Source organism: Roseivirga sp. UBA838, assembly GCF_002296035.1.
Lineage (GTDB): Bacteria > Bacteroidota > Bacteroidia > Cytophagales > Cyclobacteriaceae > Roseivirga > Roseivirga thermotolerans.
Genome location: NZ_DBHC01000007.1, coordinates 102,178 through 122,360, shown reverse-complemented (window position 1 = coordinate 122,360; position 20,183 = coordinate 102,178). Strand labels below are relative to the sequence as shown.

At 47.0% G+C, this 20,183-nt stretch carries 5 protein-coding genes; 3 read left to right on the top strand and 2 right to left on the bottom strand.

Annotated features, from left to right (window positions below; all coding sequences use genetic code 11):
* Positions 1-125: 125 nt before the first annotated feature.
* From B3O12_RS01465 to B3O12_RS01455, 3 genes are all read left to right on the top strand, one after another.
* The gene (locus tag B3O12_RS01465) at positions 126-7,034 is read left to right on the top strand and encodes a T9SS type A sorting domain-containing protein (protein WP_286755033.1); all 6,909 of its coding nucleotides are present in this window, start codon (positions 126-128) and stop codon (positions 7,032-7,034) included.
* A gap of 237 nt (positions 7,035-7,271) precedes the next feature.
* Positions 7,272-12,917, top strand: coding sequence for a T9SS type A sorting domain-containing protein (locus tag B3O12_RS01460; RefSeq protein ID WP_286755032.1), 5,646 nt, complete (start codon positions 7,272-7,274; stop codon positions 12,915-12,917).
* A gap of 224 nt (positions 12,918-13,141) precedes the next feature.
* Positions 13,142-18,685 (top strand): T9SS type A sorting domain-containing protein, encoded by a 5,544-nt coding sequence (locus B3O12_RS01455; protein WP_286755031.1) that lies wholly within the window; start codon positions 13,142-13,144, stop codon positions 18,683-18,685.
* Here B3O12_RS01455 and B3O12_RS01450 read toward each other — a convergent pair whose 3' ends face one another.
* Together B3O12_RS01450 and B3O12_RS01445 are read right to left on the bottom strand one after the other, a co-directional pair.
* Entirely contained in the window at positions 18,686-19,303 is a 618-nt protein-coding gene (locus B3O12_RS01450) for a class I SAM-dependent methyltransferase (RefSeq protein WP_286755030.1), read from the bottom strand.
* Entirely contained in the window at positions 19,300-20,112 is an 813-nt protein-coding gene (locus B3O12_RS01445; protein ID WP_286755029.1) for a hypothetical protein, read from the bottom strand. Before B3O12_RS01445 ends, B3O12_RS01450 begins: the two co-directional genes overlap by 4 nt.
* Positions 20,113-20,183 lie beyond the last annotated feature (71 nt).

The window sequence follows — 20,183 nt, the reverse complement described above, 5'->3', positions numbered from 1 at the left end:
CAAACCGCAGTGTTTAGCTATATTTACAATTCTCGACCTAATGTTTAACATTTAGTCGTCACCTAAACACTACGGACTTGGTATTTGAATCTTTCAAAAGATTTCAGAGGCTTGCCTTTGCAAGTGTGCTTATATTGATTTGCTATGTTGACGAGCTGTCAGGTCAAACGGCCATTACCAGCGCCACCTTCAACAATGTAACCACTGGCCTTACCACTTCCAGTTATACTGCCACTTCCCCTTCCGATGCCAGTGGAGGAATTTCTCCCAACACCACCTATACCGTTCGCTACGGCCAAACGCAAAACCAATTCATTACCAGCTATACACTAGGTACCACCACCTACAATAACTTTGTACTTCCTGATACGCTAATTATTCAGCGCACCGATGCTGGCAGGCAGCTCATCATCTTTTATGAATATGGCAGTTTAGACACCGGTCCAAATCCGGATGAAATAAACATTCAACCCGAACAGCAGGACAATGAAGAGGCTCTCTATCAAAGTGGCCTTTCCAATGCCGGATACGACAATATATTGGTAAACTCAGCCACCAACTTTGCCAATGTGGAGCGGGTAGATGTGATCTACTTTTCGGGCATTGTAACCTCTACTCCGGCCAACGCGGTTTTTCCCATAGTAGAGCGAGGAGGAAATGACGACATCCGCGTGGCAGCCATTAGAGGCTTAGATGCCAACGGGGTACCCAACGACTATTACCCAACAGTGGTTAGGGTGAGAGACAATGATGGAGACTGGGGTAGTCTTGGACAAAACCATACGTCTATTGTTATGCGAAGACAAGACGCCACGTCCAACCCACTACCACAAACCGTATTAGGGTCACAGGTACTCCATGGCACAGCAATAGACTTTACAGAGTTTGGTATTGGGGCTGACGAGATCGTTTACGGATACTCCATTTTTGGAGATGACGTCACAGTAACAGGCAGCGATCTGGTAGACTTCAGCAACGCAACCAACTACCCAACCAACACAGGTTCAGGTTCCGGACTAGACCTTATTGCCGGTATTTCTACAGCCGTGGCCAGTGACGATAATCTAAGAAAGGCCACCGGGCCGGGAGGCTACAAAGCAGCACTCAACACCTGGCTCAAAGCCAACGTAGGAGTTACCACTGCCACTGACGGAAGTAACGTAACCGACTGGCAAGATCAGTTCTTGGGCGACCATGACGCTACCACACTGGGGACCTCGCCAACTTACCGAGATGGCACAGCCAGTGCTCTTCAGGATATTAATTTTAACCCCACTATCGACTTTCTGTCGGCCACTGAAACCGGGCTTCAAATAGCCGATAATACAGACTTCAACACCGCAACCTCTTACGAAAGAAAGAGCATTAACATAGCCTTTCGTACGGGAGATGACGTAACCGTAAAGCAGCAAATATATGAGCAGGGAGGAGCTACCCGCGGGCTCAACGTTTACTTAAGAAGCGGTACCCTTTACGTTGGGGCCTGGAACGAAGCTTCTGACGGAGCAGGTTCCCCGTGGTCGTTCAATACCGTATCGTCTTCCATATCTACAGACACAGAGTACATTGTCACTATAGAGCTAGATGGTAACAACACCACTACCGGCAGTATGAGGGTTTATCTAAACGGCCAATCGATAGGTACTCTTTCAGGAGTTGGTCTGCTTTATGCCCACGGTGACGACATCGGAATTGGCGATGTGGCCGGAGGCTCTCTTTATGATGATGGCACCACGGCAGCAGCATCGTTTTACGGTAGCATACCAGAAATTATTTATTGCAACGAGCCCAGTGGTTTCAGCAGTTCGCAGCGCAACCGAATCGAAAGCTATCTGGCACTGAAGTATGGCATAACCCTAGACCAAAGTACTCCTGTAAACTATGTAAACTCTGCAGGAAGCGTGATTTTCAACACCACTATCAACGCCTCATCGGGTGGATTCTTAGAATACAACAACGACATTGCAGGCATTGGCAGAGACGATGAGTCTGAGTTTATACAACTAAGCTCTCAGAGCGAGAATTCCGGCAGCATTGTACGCATGGATAGAAACAGCGCCATTGGTACGGACGATACCTGGCTCATTTGGGGTAACGATGGTGGATCTACAACACCAAGCAGAGCAGTGACCAAGCCCGATGTCATCAATGAGAGACTTCCACGTGTTTGGCGCGTGGCCGAAGAAAACTCTGTAGGTGTTACCGATGTATCGTTTGATTTGACAGGTCTTGGCTTAGGGACTAATGCCGATGATTTTTCGCTGCTGATAGCCGGAGCATCTTCGGGAGGAGATTTCTCCAGTGCTACGGTAGTTACAGGAGGCACATTCAGTGGCGATGTAATAACCTTTACTAACGTAAACCTCTCCGATCTTCAATACTTTACTTTGGGAACTCAGTTTTTTATCTGTACTCCCGGCAATGTGCAAGACGGACTCTCTCTTTGGCTAAAGGCCGATGCCGAAACCTACAACACCGGAACCACAGCCGCCACCAACGGCCAAACCGTAGAAACCTGGGGAGACCAAAGCAGAAATAATTTTGATGCGACCAACGATGGAGGCACAACTAACAGAGCACCAACCTGGGTAGAAACCGATGTAAACTTTAACCCGGGTCTAAACTGGGGAGCCGGTACCAACGATATAGGGTTCAACCTGGGGAGCAATTACATTTTTGCTCCGGCCGCCAATGGCGGAGCCCATATGTTTTCATCCGTTCAACCCGAGAATACGCTTACCGGGGGCGACCGAAACAACAAATGGATTGTTAACTTCGGAAGCGTCAATGCATCGGCATACGGAATAGCGGCCTATGCCGACCGGGGAAATATAGTCGCTGATGGTAAGGACAACTTCAACATTTCTCCGACAGCCAGCAACTTTATTGCTGAGGGAGACATCAATACCAATGCCGGAACTGCCGACACCAAAACCTATAAAGTAGATGGTTTTACAGAAAACACGAGCACTGGCGTAGATATAGATATAGACGACTCCGGCATATCAGAGGCCAGCACTCATGGCTCTAATCAGGGCCCCGTATCCATTGGTCGTCAATCTCAGTCCAACGGGCTCGATAACAACTCCGGACGTAGGTTCTTTGGAGACATGCAGGAGGTAATTGTATACAATGAAGATATCTCCGAACTGGATGCTCAAAAAATACGCAGTTACCTGGCCATTAAGTACGGAACAACCCTGACCAATGACAACGATGCCGATGCCGTAATCAACGAAACCATATCGGGAAGTGTGGTTGAGGGAGACTATGTAGCTTCCGATGGCAGCACCATTGTATTCGACTATAGCGATAACACGGGTTTTGTTTCAAATATAGCCGGCATAGGGCGCGATGATGACACCTGCCTGGAGCAAAAGCAGTCAAGATCTGTCAATAGTGATGCCATACTAACTGTAGGCTTGGGTGAAATAGCCACTAACAATGCCTCTAACCCTAACTCTTTTGCCAGTGACCTTAGTTTCTTTACCTGGGGCAGCGATGGAGCAAGCACCGAATATGCCAGCAGAACCACCAACGGAACTCCCGGCACGGTAACGGAGCGAATGCTCAGGGTATGGAGAGCACAAGAAACGGGTACTGTTGGGGCCACAGATATATCCTTCGACCTTACCGGACTAACCGGATACTCCACAGACGCTGGAGATTACCAACTCATTGTAGCCAATGGAGGCGACAACACCTCTTTAGAAGCAGGTTCAACCATTACGGGAGGAACATTCAACGGCACTGTATTAACCTTCAACAATGTGAACCTTAGCGATGGAGATTACTTTACCTTGGGAGTAGCCTCTGAGCAATGTGGTCCGGGAGGAGTTTCTACCAACCTCCAGCTTTGGCTTCGGGCCGACCAGGGTACCAATACCACTACCGATGCCTCAGATGTGACCAGTTGGGGAGACCAGTCGGGCAATTCTTTCAATGCCTCAGCTACCAACGCCCCGGTATACAACGAGAACAATTTAAACTTTAACCCATCCATTGACTTTACTGCGGCCAACTCAGACAACATGCAAATTGCTGACGGAACTAACCAAAGCCCCGATGAACAAGCCGTATTTCTGGTGGGCTCCATTGGATCGGGCTCTGATAGCTGGGCACCGTTTGTGATGAAAACAGCCTCATTCGACTGGCCTAATGGTTGGGGACTTGCCAGAAACAACAACACTACCGAAATCTATTATCACAAAGACGATTACACCAGCAACAACAGCGGAACCGACTATGCCAGCAGGAGTATCACTTATGATGAAGCCAATATTCATGTGGCTTTTAAAGACGCTACCGACTACAACTACAGTCTTGATTTGGGTACAGCCGACACAGACTTACCCGGTTCTACCTATCAAAGCTCAAACAATGTAATTTTCCTTGGGGCCTCTCCAAGTGGTTCCGGAACCTCCAACAACACTACACCAAATGCCTTTCTAGACGGTAGTATATCGGAGGTAATTATGTTTAATGATGAACTCACTGCCACGCAAAGACAGCAGGTGGCCAGCTACCTGGCCATTAAGTATGGTATTACACTAGATCAAACCACAGCTACCAACTACGTGTGGTCTGATGGAACTACGGTGATTTGGGATGCCACCACCAATGCCGGCTTTAACAATGACATTGCCGGTATAGGAAGAGACGACATAAGTTGCTTTAGCCAAAAACAATCGCGGAGCATTAATTCAGATGACATAATAGCCATTGGTTTAGGGTCTGTAGAAACTTTAAATGCCGATAACATTAATGTATTTGACGACAACGGAGACTACCTGGTATGGGGCAATGATGGTGGAACCACTGCCCAGGCTACTGCCGAAGCTTCTGATGTACCCGCCACTATAGCCGAGCGCATGGAGCGCATTTGGAAAGTTGAAGACACGGGCAATGTAGGTGAAACCGAAATACAGTTCGACCTTAACGGATTGGGTTATGGCACTGATGCCTCGGACTTCCGTCTGCTCATTGCCGGGAGTGGAAGCGGAGGAACCATGTCTGGAGCCACGTTGGTTTCAGGAGGAACCTTCAATGGTACAACCTTAAGTTTTTCGGGCATTGATCTGGCCGATGGCGAGTATTTTACTTTGGGAGTGATAGAACAGTGTGGTCCGGGTGGAGTGAATACCAATCTGGCCCTTTGGTTAAGAGCCGATCAGGAAGTATACTCCGATGCCGGCACTACCCCTGCCTCCAATGGCGACAACACCTTGCAGTGGAACGATCAAACCACCTTCAACAGAAACGCTTCCGAAAACAATGGTGGTGGAGGATCTGTAATTGAACCAGTATATAACACCGAAGTAATCAACTACAACCCTGCCATATTCTTCTCTGACCAAAATACCACCAACAACTCCTATTTACAAACAGGCACATCGACCAACACTGTAGATGGCGACATGTCTTTGGTTGCCGTGTTTACCACCAACCAAAACCAGGGAACCAATGATCAGATTGATAACACCCCGGCTTTAATCGGGGCAGAAGACAATACCGCATCGGACGACTACGGGCTGGGGGTTTACCAGGGAGAGGTAGTATTTAATGCAGCCAACACCAACACATTCACTGCCCGAAGTACCACCACATATAATGATGGCGAGCCCTATATTGCTACCGGCACACGCGTGCAGGCAGCATCTGGTGCAGTAGCTCTTTATGTAAACAGTCTCAATGTAGGCAATGGCACTTCCGATGCCGTGGCCCTGGATGAACCAGATTCCTGGGCCATAGGAAATCAGAAAGACTATGACAATGAGGCTCAGTTTCAGGGTAACATTGCAGAGGTAATCGTGTTCTCATCGGTATTAACAGCCGTAGAGTTGGCTAGAGTAGAAAGCTACCTTGCGCTAAAGTATGGCATTACCCGAACCAACAACAACGATAACGATGGCACCACCAACGAAATCATTTCCGGTGCCATTCGGGAGGGTGACTATGTAGCGGCTGATGGTGGAGTTGTTTGGGACTATGCCGCCAGAGGAGCTACATACTTTAACGACATAGCCGGCATTGGGCGCGATGACCTTTCATGCTTTAATCAAACCCATTCAAAAAGCGAGAATAATGATGCCATTGTAGACATAGCCATTGCCTCGTTTGTCGACAACGACTCCTATTTTATTTGGGGAAATGACAACGCGCCCATCGAATCGCCCAATAACAACGAAAGGCCGACCGGAATTAACAGCCGCCTCAACCGTGAATGGCAGGCCCAGGAAACCGGCACCGTGGGCACCGTATCCGTTACTTTCGATTTACAGGACATAACCGGCACACCACTGGGTGATAATAACCTCACTCAAGTGCGCCTGATGATCACTACCGATGGAGATTTTAGCTCTGGTGTAACATTGGTTTCTCCAGCGTCCATTGACGCAGTAAATGAAACAGTAACCTTCAATGTGGATTTTGATGGTACAACCGGTTATTATTTTACCTTAGGCTCTGAAGAAGTAGATGCTCTGCCAATAGAGCTCCTTCGCTTTGATGTGCGCAACCATGTAGATGGTGTAGAGCTGAGCTGGGTTACTACCTCAGAAACCAACAATGCTTACTTCACAGTTCAACGAAGCACTAATGGCCTTGATTTTGAAGACATTGAGCAAATAGAAGGAGCGGGCAGCTCAGAAGAAGTGAATCGATATAAATACCTGGACAATAATGTGAGGGCAGGGAAATATTTTTACCGACTGAAGCAAACTGATTTTGGAGGAACTTTTAGCTACAGCGAAATTCGAGGAATTCTGGTGCCCGTTGAAAAAAACCTTACACTAACGATCTTCCCCAACCCCAATAGTAGCCGACTACTCAACTACCGATATAGCGTAGACTCTAACGCCACCAGGATACAAATCAGCATTCTTAATAGTCAGAGTCAGGTGGTTGTTGACCATACAGAATCGGTGACCGGAGAGACCCGTCAGCTCGATATTAGCGGATTGGCACCCGGCCTGTATTTTGTTCGTTTGAGAGCCGGAAGCCAAACACTGACCAAGCAGCTTATTGTAAGATAAAGCAACACGAGTAGTCGCTCAAAACGACCAAGGAGTAGAAATATTACTTTGGGCTATTGTTATGTCTTGAAATTTACCCATCTTTACAGCCCTTTCACCGATAATTTTTTGCAGATCACCACTAATAATCTGCATTTCGACTCGACCCAAGAATTCAGACCACTTAATGAATAATAAACAAATGGTTGAAGACCATGGTGGGAAAACTACTCCCTATCCGTGGCCAAAAGGAGAAAAATGGCTACTAAGCTGTTCAAATACTACTTGCTTTCACTTTTCAATGCAACAAGGGTTTCTTTAGTCACTCTATTTGCACTGAGCGGCCTTTGCATATCTTTTGCGCAGACCGGCATTTCCACCATCAACACTACCAACATTACCGGCACTTCTACGAACTACACTGCCACCGCCCCCAGCGATGCGGCCGATGTAGGAGGGAACAACGTAGTGGCCAATAATGAATACCGCGTAAACAACGGGCAAAACAATAACATCAGAGTTACTTCATATGTGGTTTCGGGTACAACATATGACAACTTTCTTGTGCCCGATACAGTGGCCATTCGAAGAACAGACGGTAGCCGGTTCATTAACATTTGGTACGAACTCATAAATCCAATTCCCGTCCCTGGCGGTGGGCTAGAAGACATTGACCTTGGCCCCGATGCTGTTGAAGATGCTGACCTTATTTACAAAAACAGAAATATTAACTCGGGCTACGACAACATTCTTGTCAATGAAGATGATGAAGGAGCAGGAACCATTCAGGCACAGACCGAACGAGTGGACATTATTTGGTACACAGGTATAACCACTTGTGAACCGGACAATGCCATATTCCCGGTAATTGAACGAGGGGGCAATGACCGTTTCCAAATGGCTGCCATTACCTCACTCGATGCGAATGGCGATCCGGACGAGTTCACTAGTCTGGTGGCTGTTGAAGATGCCGACTGGCCGGGAACAGGCTCTTCTTTTGACAACTTTCTTATTCTCAGGAGACAAAATTTTGGCGATGATCCACTTCCACTTCTGGACATTGGTACCAACAGGGGGCAGTCGGCCCAAACGGTGCAAGGTGTGGCGGTTTCGTTTACGGAGTTGGGCATTACAGCCAATCAGGTGGTGTACGGATACTCGCTTTTTGGCTATGATGTAAGTGCAGCCTCTCATGACCTGACCGATATCTCTACCTTTCCTTCTACCACCCTGGCAAGCGAGGGCGGGCTAGACCTGGTAGCCGGAGTAACAGCAGCCGTATCTTCAGACAACTGCCTTACCCCAGCCGTAGGTCCCGGAGGCTATAAGCAACCATTGGCCACCTGGCTTAAGGCTAATGAAACCGATGAGGTGACCAATAATACCGAAGGTTCGTCCGTGTCGTTGTGGGAAGACCACTGGACCGGTGGTCATGACTTTTCTACCGGAGCCGGAACACCCACCTACCGACTCACTACCAGCCAAATCAATTTCAACCAAACTGTTGATTTTACCACTTCCTCAACCTCTCTAACCACAGGAAACAACGAAGACTTCAACTCTTCTTCGTTCTACACTAAAAAAGGTATCAACATTGCCTTTAGAACCGGTAATGCATTCGGCTTTACCAACCGCCAGGTGATTTACGAGCAAGGCGATGAAACTCGAGGCATAAATATTTACATGCGCTCAGGCAACTTGCATGTAACCGCCTGGAACCGAAACTCTGACGGGTCGGGTGCTCCCTGGAACAATGGAGCCAACGTAACTACCATTTCAAGCAGTACCTTAAGCGCCAGTACGGAATACATTGTTACTTTAGAACTGAACGGAAACAGCTCCGGCACCGGTACACTCACGGCCTACTTAAACGGGCAAAGCATAGGAAGTATTTCTAATGTTGGGCTCCTATATGATCATTCCAGTGGAGACATTGTACTGGGTGGAGCCGGAAGCGGTGATGGCACCCAATTCGATGATACCACCACAGATACCAATGTAAACTCATTCAGAGGTCAAATCTCTGAGTTCATTTACTGTAATGAACCCAGCACCTTTCCGGTAACCCAAAGAAGAAGAATTGAAAGCTACCTGGCCATTAAATATGGTATTACCCTAGATCAGTCTACAGCCATCAGCTATTACAATTCCAATGGCAACATAATATTCAACACCTCAGCAGCGGCCTCTATTGGCGGCTACTTGGAATACAACAACGACATAGCCGGAATTGGGCGTGACGATGGCTCTGAACTTGAGCAACTACAATCAAGAAGCGAAAACCTCAACTCCATCATTACAATGAGTCGATCCACATCTTTCCCTAAAGACAATACCTGGTTGATTTGGGGAAATGACGGAGCCGCAGTGACCGATACCGAAACTTCTGATGTACCCCCAACCGTTCAGCAGCGTATTGAGCGAATATGGAGGGTGGCCGAAACCAATTCTTCCGGTAATGTGACCATCTCGTTCGATCTTTCTGAATTATCGGTCTCAGGCAGTCCGGGTCAAGATGATTACAGCCTTATTATTGCCGGCAACTCATCTGGTGGAGCCTTCACAAGTGCGCGAGTCATTACGGGCGGTACGGTATCAGGCAACACACTAACCTTTGAAAATGTAGCCTTCGAAAATGGTGAATACTTCTCTCTTGGAACCGGATTCATTACTTGCGGGCCGGGAGGTGTTACTTCCAACCTAAACTTATGGTTGAAAGCCAACCTGGGACCAAATACCCTGACCAACGGGGCTTCCGTTACTACCTGGGCCGACAGGGCTGGAAGCAATGATGCCACTGATGCCGGTAACCCACCGAGCTTCCTTTCGAATGCTATAAACTTTAATCCGGCTATTGATTTTGATGGAACCAATGACAGACTGGACGGTTCCGCTGGTTTCTATTCAAACGGATACTACCTTGTTTTAACCCCAACAAACGACATTGACAATACGGTATTCCAAACGCCACTAGGTTTCGATGCAAGCACTGCTTCTGCCAATGTAAACCTGGGTGGTTTTATTATGGGTAATGCTTTCGGCATTGGAGATATACTCAGTCACGCCATTGGAGTAACCGGTGGTGGAACTCGCCACGTGCGCTACTACAACAACTCCAGTTACGTGTTTAACGGAGGCGAAACGCTGCTCTTCCAAGTAAGAGATAATTCCGGAGCCACTTCGAACGACATTTATCTCAATGGGGCCGTTATTACAGACGCCTCAAACTCTTCCGGTCTGGTCAGCGTAAGCGATGAAGCCTATTCTGTTGGCGACCTTGAACCCAACAACGGTGCCGGGCCGGCCTCTGCCCTATTCTATGGAAACATAGCTGAGGTAATCTCTTACAACGCCAGACCAACTGATGCCGAAAACGACAGGATTGAGTCCTATTTGGCTCTAAAGTACGGTATTACGCTTGACCAGTCTACCGCAAGAGATTACGTAAACTCATCGGGCACCACTATTTGGGACGGAACTTCGGCCAACGATCTATACGATAGTGATGTTGCCGGTATTGGTCGTGACGACAATGCATGCCTTGAACAGAAACAGTCGAAAAGTATTAACAGTGGCTCTATAGTTACCATGGGTCTGGGAGAAATCAGCACCTCTAACGCCTCCAATACGAACAGCTTTAGTGCCAACAACTCCTTCCTTATTTGGGGAAATGACGGTGGAGCAGCCAACACTCCATTTAACACCGTAAGTCAGTTGCCGGGCAATGTGACCGAACGGTTAGGAACTATTTGGAGGGTTGATGAAACCGGAACAGTAGGTGATGTCTCCATCTCCTTCGATCTTACCGGGCTCACCAGCTACACTAGCCGAAATAACTCTGACTATCAGCTCATCATAGGGCCAAACTCGCTCACTCCGGGAACCTCAGATCTCTCTTCGGCCAGCACATACTCAGGCGGTGTTTTCGATGGAGACGTAATTACTTTTAACAACATAGATTTTAGTGATGCAGAGTATTTTACCCTGGGTACAGCCAGAGAAAGTTGTGGCCCTGGAGGTGTAACCGCTGCTGCCGGTTCAATGAGCGACAATATTGAGCTCTGGCTCAGGGCCAATGAAGGGACCAATACCACTACTGATGGAGCCAACATAACCAGTTGGAGTGACCAAAGCGGCAACGCACGAGATGCTGCTACAGCCAATTTAGGCGGCTCTAGCCTGGTATCACCTACATTCGAAACCAACGAATTTAACTTTAACCCGGGTATTCGCTTCTACGACCCTAGCTCAACCAATGGAGTCTATATGCAAACCTCGGGCAGTCATTCTGTAAGTGGCGACATGTCTATTATTGTTGTCTTTAAATCAGGTCAGGCCTTTGGCTCTTCTACTGACTTTGAAGATGCTCCGGTTTTCTTAAGCACAGGAACCAACTCAGTTACCACCGATTATGGTGTGGGTATAGCCTCTGGCCGACTGCACGCCAACCTGGATAACAACTCAACATTAACCGCTCGATCGGGAACCTCTCCTTTGTATAACACTTTAGAGCCGTTTATTACAACCGTAACGCGGGAGCAGGCCGCATCGGGAGCTGTAAACCTATATGCCAATTCGGCCAGCGTAAACTCACTGTCTAACACCTCCTCTAATACGGCTCTTAATGCAGCAACCACCTGGGCCATAGGCAACCACGTGGACGGAAACGTGAGCTCTCAACTCAGTGGACGCATTGCCGAGGTACTGGTCTTCAGCGAAATTCTTACTGCAACTGAGCGTCAGCGAATAGAATCTTATCTGGCACTGAAGTATGGAATTACACGCGATGTAGCTTCGCTGGGCGCTTCGGAACAAGACTATCTGGCCTCAGACGGAAGCACCATTTTCTGGGACTGGAGCGAAAACACTAGCTACAATAGCGATATTGCAGGCATTGGTAGGGATGATGGAAGCTGCCTGGCGCAAACCATCTCCAAAAGTGAAAATGACGATGCCATGGTAACCATGCAAGTGGCCTCTTTCGGAACGGATAACTCCTTCTTACTTTGGGCCAACGACAATGCAGCCATTGAAAACCCGGACAACGAAGAGTTTAATCGGGCCAGCTATAGCAGCAGGCTTAACCGCGAGTGGAGAGTGCAAGAAACAGGCACCGTGGGAACTACAACCATTACCTTCGACTTATCTAACGTAAGTGGTCCTTCTGGGCTTGCCACAAACAACCTCAACCAGGTGGTAATGTTGGTAGATTCAGACGGGGATTTCTCTAGTGGCGAAACCGCCATTACATCTAGCTCCGTTGATGCGGTGAACAAAACCATTACCTTCCAATACAACTTTACTGACGGGCAGTTCTTTACCCTGGCCTCTTATGAAGCATATGCCCTTCCAATTGAGCTACTTTCTTTCAATGCCTCTGCCATTTCCGATCAGGTATTCCTTTCATGGACGACCAGTTCGGAAACCAATAACTCTCACTTCTCTATAGAAAGAAGTACCAATGGTGAAACCTTTGAGTCCATTGGTGAAATTGAAGGTGCCGGAAACAGTGCTAAGGTAATACGGTATAAGTTTACTGACCGCTCTCCGGAGCCAGGTAGAAACTTCTATCGACTCAAGCAGTACGATTACAACGGAAATTATAGCCATACTGAAACCAAAAGCGTTTTAATAATCCACAGTTCGGAATATCGACTGAGCATAAGACCAAACCCAGTTAGAAAAGACGAAAAAGTTATCATAGAATATAAGGTTCCATCAAACACAACAGCCCATCTGTCCGTTATAAGCATGCAAGGACAGGTGCTTATTAGTGAAAAACTCAACACTGATAAGAGCGAGTACACAGCTGAGGCAAGTATTTTCTCGCAAGGAGTATACTTGGTAACTATAAAAACAGCAGAAGGCAAAAGGCTAACGGAGCGGTTAATTGTGACCAATTAGCCAAATTTGCCCGAAATTACTTCCCACCATGAAGTAGCTGTTCCAATATTGGGAAAAAATTGCTGGTCAATTGTTTTAGAATTCCCATTAAATCCTCCATTTTTGTGGCTCTGACCTCAACCTATCCTTTTTGGCACAGAATTGCGTACCTCAACCTTGCAGTTTCAAAGTGCCGTGTACAACCATAACCATATTAATTTGAATACTGCTTTTGATTAAAGCGAATGACTGAGGTAAGACTAATGGTGCCCTTTGGTGCCCACCTAAATGTTGGACTACTCACCATGAGAAGAGCGTTTTTCTTACTCAGCTTATTGCTATTGGCTATAGTTTCCAAAGCTCAAACGGGCATAAGTGCCATTAATGTTACCTCTGCTACTCCAACTAGCTCCTCATACTCACAAACAGCTCCCAGCGATGCGAGCAACGACATTCAGCCGCTTTCTTCTTACACCATTAACAATGGTCAGGGTAACAACCTAAACATTAGTAGCTACACCGTTAGCGGAACAACTTACAACAACTTCCTAACCCCCGATACGCTGGCCATTAGACGAACAGATGGTAGCCGGTTCATTAATATTTGGTATACATTAATTACTGACCCTAACCCGGGCGGAAGCCCCACGTTTTCCTTAAACCTGGATCCTGAGGCAGTAATTGACGCTGACGAAATCTATAAACTAAGGTCGGTAAATGCCGGGTATGACAATATTTTGGTAAATGTGGATGATCAGGCCGGTGGTAGTATCCAGGCTCAAACCGAGCGTGTAGATATTATATGGTACACCGGCATTGTAACCTGCGAACCTGACAATGCTATTTTTCCTGTAGTAGAACGTGGCGGAAATGATGAAATAAAAGTAGCGGCCATCACTTCACTCGACATAAACGGAGACCCCGATGGCTATTCCAGCATGGTGTTAATTCAGGATTCGGATTGGCCGCAAGCAGGCCAAACCTTTAACAACTACCTTATTCTACGAAGGCAAACGGTGGGTCAGAACCCTCTGCCGCTCATTAACATTGGTACTTTTGTCGGCCAGACATCCCAAACGGTTCAGGGAGTGGCCGTTTCATTCACTGAGTTGGGCATTGCCCCTAATCAGGTAGTTTATGGTTACTCTATCTTTGCTTCAGACGTAGACGATGCTGTTCACGATTTAACAGACATTTCAACCTTTCCTACCAATACAACTGCGGCCAACTCAGGGCTCGACCTTGTGGCCGGAGTAACCGCGGCTGTTTCTTCCGATGAGTGCCTTACTCCTGCGATAGGCCCCGGAGGTTACAAAGCCGCACTCGCCACCTGGCTAAAAGCCAATGAAACGGATGATGTAACTACCTCCACAGAAGGTTCTACAGTTACTGACTGGCAAGACCACTGGATTGGCAATCATGACTTTACAACTGATGGAACAGCCCCGCTTTATAGAAGCACATCTTCTACCATCAACTTTAACGAAACGGTAGATTTTACCACTACCAACAGAGGCCTTACCACTGCGAACAATACTGATTTTAATACCTCTACCTTCTACACTCGCAAGGGAATCAACTTTGCGTTTAGAACAAATACCACCGACATTACTACCCGACAGGTGATTTATGAGCAAGGTGGTGCTTCAAGAGGGATTAACATTTACATTGAAAGCGGAAGTTTGCATGTGCATGCATGGAACAGAAACAACGATGGTGCCGGTGCACCTTGGAACACTTCGGACAACACCATTAGTACTTCTATTGCAGCCAATACAGAATACATTCTAACCGCAGAGCTTGATGGCAACAGCTCTACTACCGGTGCACTCCGAGCCTATCTCAACGGACAAAGTTTTGGTACACTCTCTAATGTAGGGTTACTTTACACTCATACGGGAGACATCACTTTTGGCCGTTCCGGTGGTGGAACACGCTACAGCAACGGATCGGAAAGCAACAACAATAGCTTTAGTGGCGAGATTTCTGAGTTTATTTACTGCAACGAACCCGGGTCGTTCCCATTGGCTCAACGCAACAGAATAGAAAGCTATCTGGCCATAAAGTATGGCATTACGTTAAACCAAAGTTCACCCTACAACTACGTGAATGCAGCAGGAGAAGTAATTTTCAACACTACTCTGAATGCCTCATTAGGTGGCTATTTAGAGTACAACAGAGACATTGCCGGTATTGGCCGAAACGATGCCTCTGAACTTGACCAGAGAGAATCGCGTAGCGAAAACTTTAACTCTATTGTGACCGTGAACAATGGCGGCTCCTTCTCTTCAGACAATACCTGGTTTATTTGGGGTAACGATGGAGGCGATGCCAATGACTTGACTCCGGCAACAGATACTCCTCCACTAATCTCAAATAGAATTGACCGTGTTTGGCGTGTTGCCGAAACCGGAGAAACCGGAAACAACAGCATTAGCTTCGATTTAAACGAAATTACATTTAGCGGCAGCCCTGGGGCAACAGATATTAGCCTTCTGGTAGCCAGCAACTCTTCGGGGGGTAATTTTTCAAGTGCAACCATACTCACTGGCGGAGTAATTGTAGGCAACACCATCACTTTCAGCAACGTTAACCTGGCCGATGGTGAGTACTTTACACTGGGCACCGGTTTCATTTCGTGTGCACCCGGTAATGTAGACACCAATCTTTCGCTGTGGTTAAAGGCCGATTTCGGCACCAATAGTACTTCTGGTGAAGTTACCTCATGGGCCGATCAGGCCGGTAGCAACAATGCCACCGGAACTACCGGAACCGTTCCAAGCTACTCGTCTAATACCATTAACTTCAATCCTGCTCTGGACTTTGATGGAGTTGATAACGTACTGACAGCCAACGCAGGCATGTCTACTCATGGCTACTACCTTGTTTTGGTACCAGATAACAACATTACCAGTGCCTCAGGATATCAGGTGCCTTTAGGTTTCGATGATTCTTCTGTGTCGCCTTCGAGCAGTATTGGAGGGTTTGCCATTGGCAACCTGTATGGTAGCATCGATGATATTATATCGCATACCGTAGGTAATGGTGCAGTGGGTTATGGTCGTCAGGAAATCAATAACCTTAAAACATTGAGCTCGGGCATTCCTCTAATGTTTGAGGTACGCGAAAACTCAGGGGCCTCTCAAGCCAATATTTCTCAAAACGGGCTGGCTGTTGATAACAACAACGGAGGAAGCTACCTGGCTGCAACCAATGAAGAATATGCCATTGGACGGTTTGAAACTCCTAACGACTTTAGTCTTACCGGGTTCTTTGATGGTAAAGTAGCTGAAATCATCTCCTACTCGGCCAGACCCAGTGATGCCGAAAGCGAGCGAATTCAATCCTATCTGGCCATTAAATATGGTATCACTATTGACCAGACTACCGGTCAAAACTATGTAAACTCAGCAGGCTCTACCATTTGGGATGCCACTACCAATGCCACCTATAACAATGACATTGCGGGCATTGGGCGCGATGACAACTCATGTCTTGAGCAAAAGCAATCGAAGAGCGTAAACTCAGGCAGCATAGTTACTATAGGCAATGGAGGCATCTATACAGACAATGCCACCAACCCGAATAGCTTCTCAGCCGACCAATCATTCCTTGTTTGGGGTAATGATGGAGCCGACCCGGCACAGTCTAACGCCAATACATTAGACGTTCCCGGCAACGTAACAGAGCGTATGGAAACCATTTGGAGGGTAGATGAAACAGGTACTGTTGGAAACACCTCTGTTTCGTTCGACTTAACAGGGCTGGGCTATTCATCTGTAGCCTCAGACTTCCAGCTTATTGTTTCTTCCAGTGCTACTATGGCCTCAGGAACCACTATCTCTGGAGGAACATTCAATGGCAACGTACTTACTTTCAATAATGTAGACTTTGCGGATGGCGATTTCTTTACGCTCGGAACAGCCCGCACGGCTTGTGGCCCCGGAGGAGTGACAACCGATTTGGCCTTGTGGCTTAAAGCCAATGAGGGCACCAGTACAACTACAGACAACACCGATTTGGCCTCATGGAACGACTTTAGCGGAAACAACAGAAATGCTGTAGAAACCAACATGGCGGGTGGAGCTCCGGTAGAGCCTACTTACCAAACCAACGAAATTAACTTTAACCCTGCTATTCAGTTTACTGATCCTAGTTCAAACAATGCCTCCTTCATGTTGACCACCAATGGAAACAATGTGAGCGGAGACTTTACTCTCATTACAATTTTCGAATCGGGACAAAGCGGTGGTAGCACTACTAATTTTGAAGATGCGCCAATATTGTTGGGTGCGGGTACTTCGGGCACGAACCTGGACTATGGATTAGGCTTCTCCGGAGGACGAATACATCTTAACGCTGCCAACAACCAGTCACTTACTGTGCGAAGTACTTCGGGAACATCTTACATAGACCTGGAACCTTATATGGTTACCGCCACGCGGGTTCAGTCGTCCGGAGCAGTGGCACTCTTTATCAACTCGGCCACAAACGCCACTGCTACAGGGGGCACCAACTCCTTCACCAACCCCACTGCCTTTGGTATTGGTAACAACCCGGACCCCACCGTTGGCTCGCAATTCAATGGAAGAATAGCCGAATCAATCGTATTCTCTGATGACCTAACGAGCAACGAAAGGCAACGGGTTGAATCTTATTTGGCACTTAAATATGGTATAACTCGCAATACCACGGCCGATTATTTGGCTTCTGATGGAGGAACCATTTGGAGCTATACTTCCGATGCGGCTTACAATAGCGACATTGCTGGTATAGGAAGAGATGATGGCAGTTGCTTGGTTCAACTGAAGTCGAAAAGTGAAAACAACGATGCCCTGGTAACCATGTCCATTCCTTCGTTCTCTGCAGACGATTCGTTCCTTATCTGGGGCAATGACAACGCGCCTATAGAAAACCCTGACAACAGAGAATTTAACAGTAGTCAGGTAAAGAGCAGGCTAAATAGAGAGTGGCATGTACAAGAAACCGGTACAGTGGGCAACATTACCCTCACTTATGACCTTTCGACCATTTCCGGACCCTCAGGAATTGGAACGAACAACCTCAATCAGGTAAGGCTTATGGTCGATGACGATGGAGACTTTACTTCGGGTGTAACCCTCATTTCTCCTTCGTCTATAAACGCTGCGGCAAAAACCGTTTCGTTTACTGTAAACTTTACCAACGGACAATACTTTACCCTGGGATCAGAAGAGGTGGCTGCACTGCCTATCGACTTAATTTCGTTTTCTGCCCGACTGCTTGAAAACAATACTGTTCGACTGCACTGGACCACTGCTGCAGAGCAAAACAATGCCTACTTTACAGTAGAGAGAAGTCAGGATGGACAGAATTTTGACGCCATAGGTATAGTTGAAGGTGCGGGTGAATCTTCGAGCATCAGAACCTATCAGCTTACTGACCACAACCCACCGCAAGGACTTACCTACTACAGGCTCAAACAAACCGATTTCAATGGAGATTCTGAATACTCAGAGCTAGTCTCTGTCTTTATTGAGTCCAGCCTTAATCACCAATATGTGCTTTACCCTAATCCGGTAAGTCTGGGTGAATCGGTGACTATACGCTATACGGTAGACAGGAATCAGGAAGTATTTATAGAAGTACTGGATATGAAGGGGCGTTCGCTTTACGGGCAAGAGCAGCTTCTTTCCGTCCGGGGTAGTTCATTGAGCATCCCTACCAAAGGGCTGAACCGGGGACTGAACCTTATAAAGATTACCGATAGCAACGGTCATACCACCACTCTCAAACTGCTGGTCGAATAGTTATCTTAAATCTTTTCGGACAAGTACCCGACTAAACACCAACTGACCATAAAAGTTTTCTTCCTGTAGGGTCAAGAAGCACTTGCTCAGTTTCTTCTTTATGGGTAACAACTTACTGGCCTGCAGCCTACTGAATAAACGAAAAAACAGAATCATTGAACGCACCAGAAGCTTTTGGCTTGTGGTGACGGGAATATCAAAATCTGTAACAATGAGTGTGGCTTCGGGAGTCATTAGCCGGTCTAGCTGAGTCAGAGCCTTTTCCAGATGGGTTTCGTCAAAACAGTCGAGAAAAAAATTACAGAGCACCAGATCGTATTCACCACTGTGGGTAAAAAAATCCTCTGGTGTGTACCGCACATTCTGTAGCCATGCCCCACGTTTTTGAGCTTGTTTCAGCATAAGTTCTGAACGATCTAAGAAAGTAACTGAGCGGGCAAGTTGTAGCGATTGGTGTTGCAAAAGCTTCCCTGTTCCTCCACCAGCTATCAGCACGCGCTTGTCGGCACAGGTATTGCCCAAAAAACAGGTCTGTGCCAACAAAATAGACTCACCAAAAACCAACTTGGCCAAAAAGTCATAGATGGGAGCCACTCCATCGAATTTGTTGTGAGTCATAGCCAGAGAATCAGGGGTAAAAAGAAAATTCCATCGGCCAGCACTCTGTATAGTTGATACCGGCCAAAGAGCCTTTGAAAGGCCAGCAAAATAACAAGTACCAAGGCCATGGCCAGAAGCACAAGTTCTTCATAAAATATGGCCGGCCAATTGGCCATCATCCAAAAGGCTATGAGCAAAACGAGTACTAGTAAGACAATTGCTGATTGGCGCACCGCTCTTTTGCCTCTTTGTGTAACTATAGAAAACTGGCCATCGGAAAGGTCAAGCGAAAACTCATAGAGAGGAATCACCATAAGATTAACCAATGCTAAAAGGAATATTTGCAAGATCACCAGCATTTCGTGCCTATTTACCTGCTCGGCAAGGCTCAAAGGGGCTAGAGAAACACCGGCAGTATATATAAGAGCAGCCAGGTACTCTTTACGTAGCGAGTGTTTTGAGAAATGCAGATAGGCAAAATAAAGGGCCACCAATATAACCAATACACTACCAAACAAGATCGTGCGTTGCGGAAGACGAAACAGATTCCAAAGGCCTAGCCCAAACGCTACAAGCACACCTATTATCAGTTCCTTTTTGTATTTGCGATGAAAAGCGTGCCGGGGGTTAAGCACTGGCAACTGCGAGTGCATAGCATCTTTGAGGTGATCCAAGGTGTAAATAAGCCAAATGGCAATGGCCAGGCCAATAACCATTGACACAGTTAGTGCTACTCCTAAAAGGTGAGCCACAAAAAAGCTCATAACCACCGCTCCAGCCGTAATGTCTAAACTCAGGTTTTGTACAAAATGAATAACTCTACCCATAAGCCTGCACTGTGGAGCTTTTCTTATATGATCATAAAAAAACCCCGAAACAAGTCGGGGTTTAATTTATA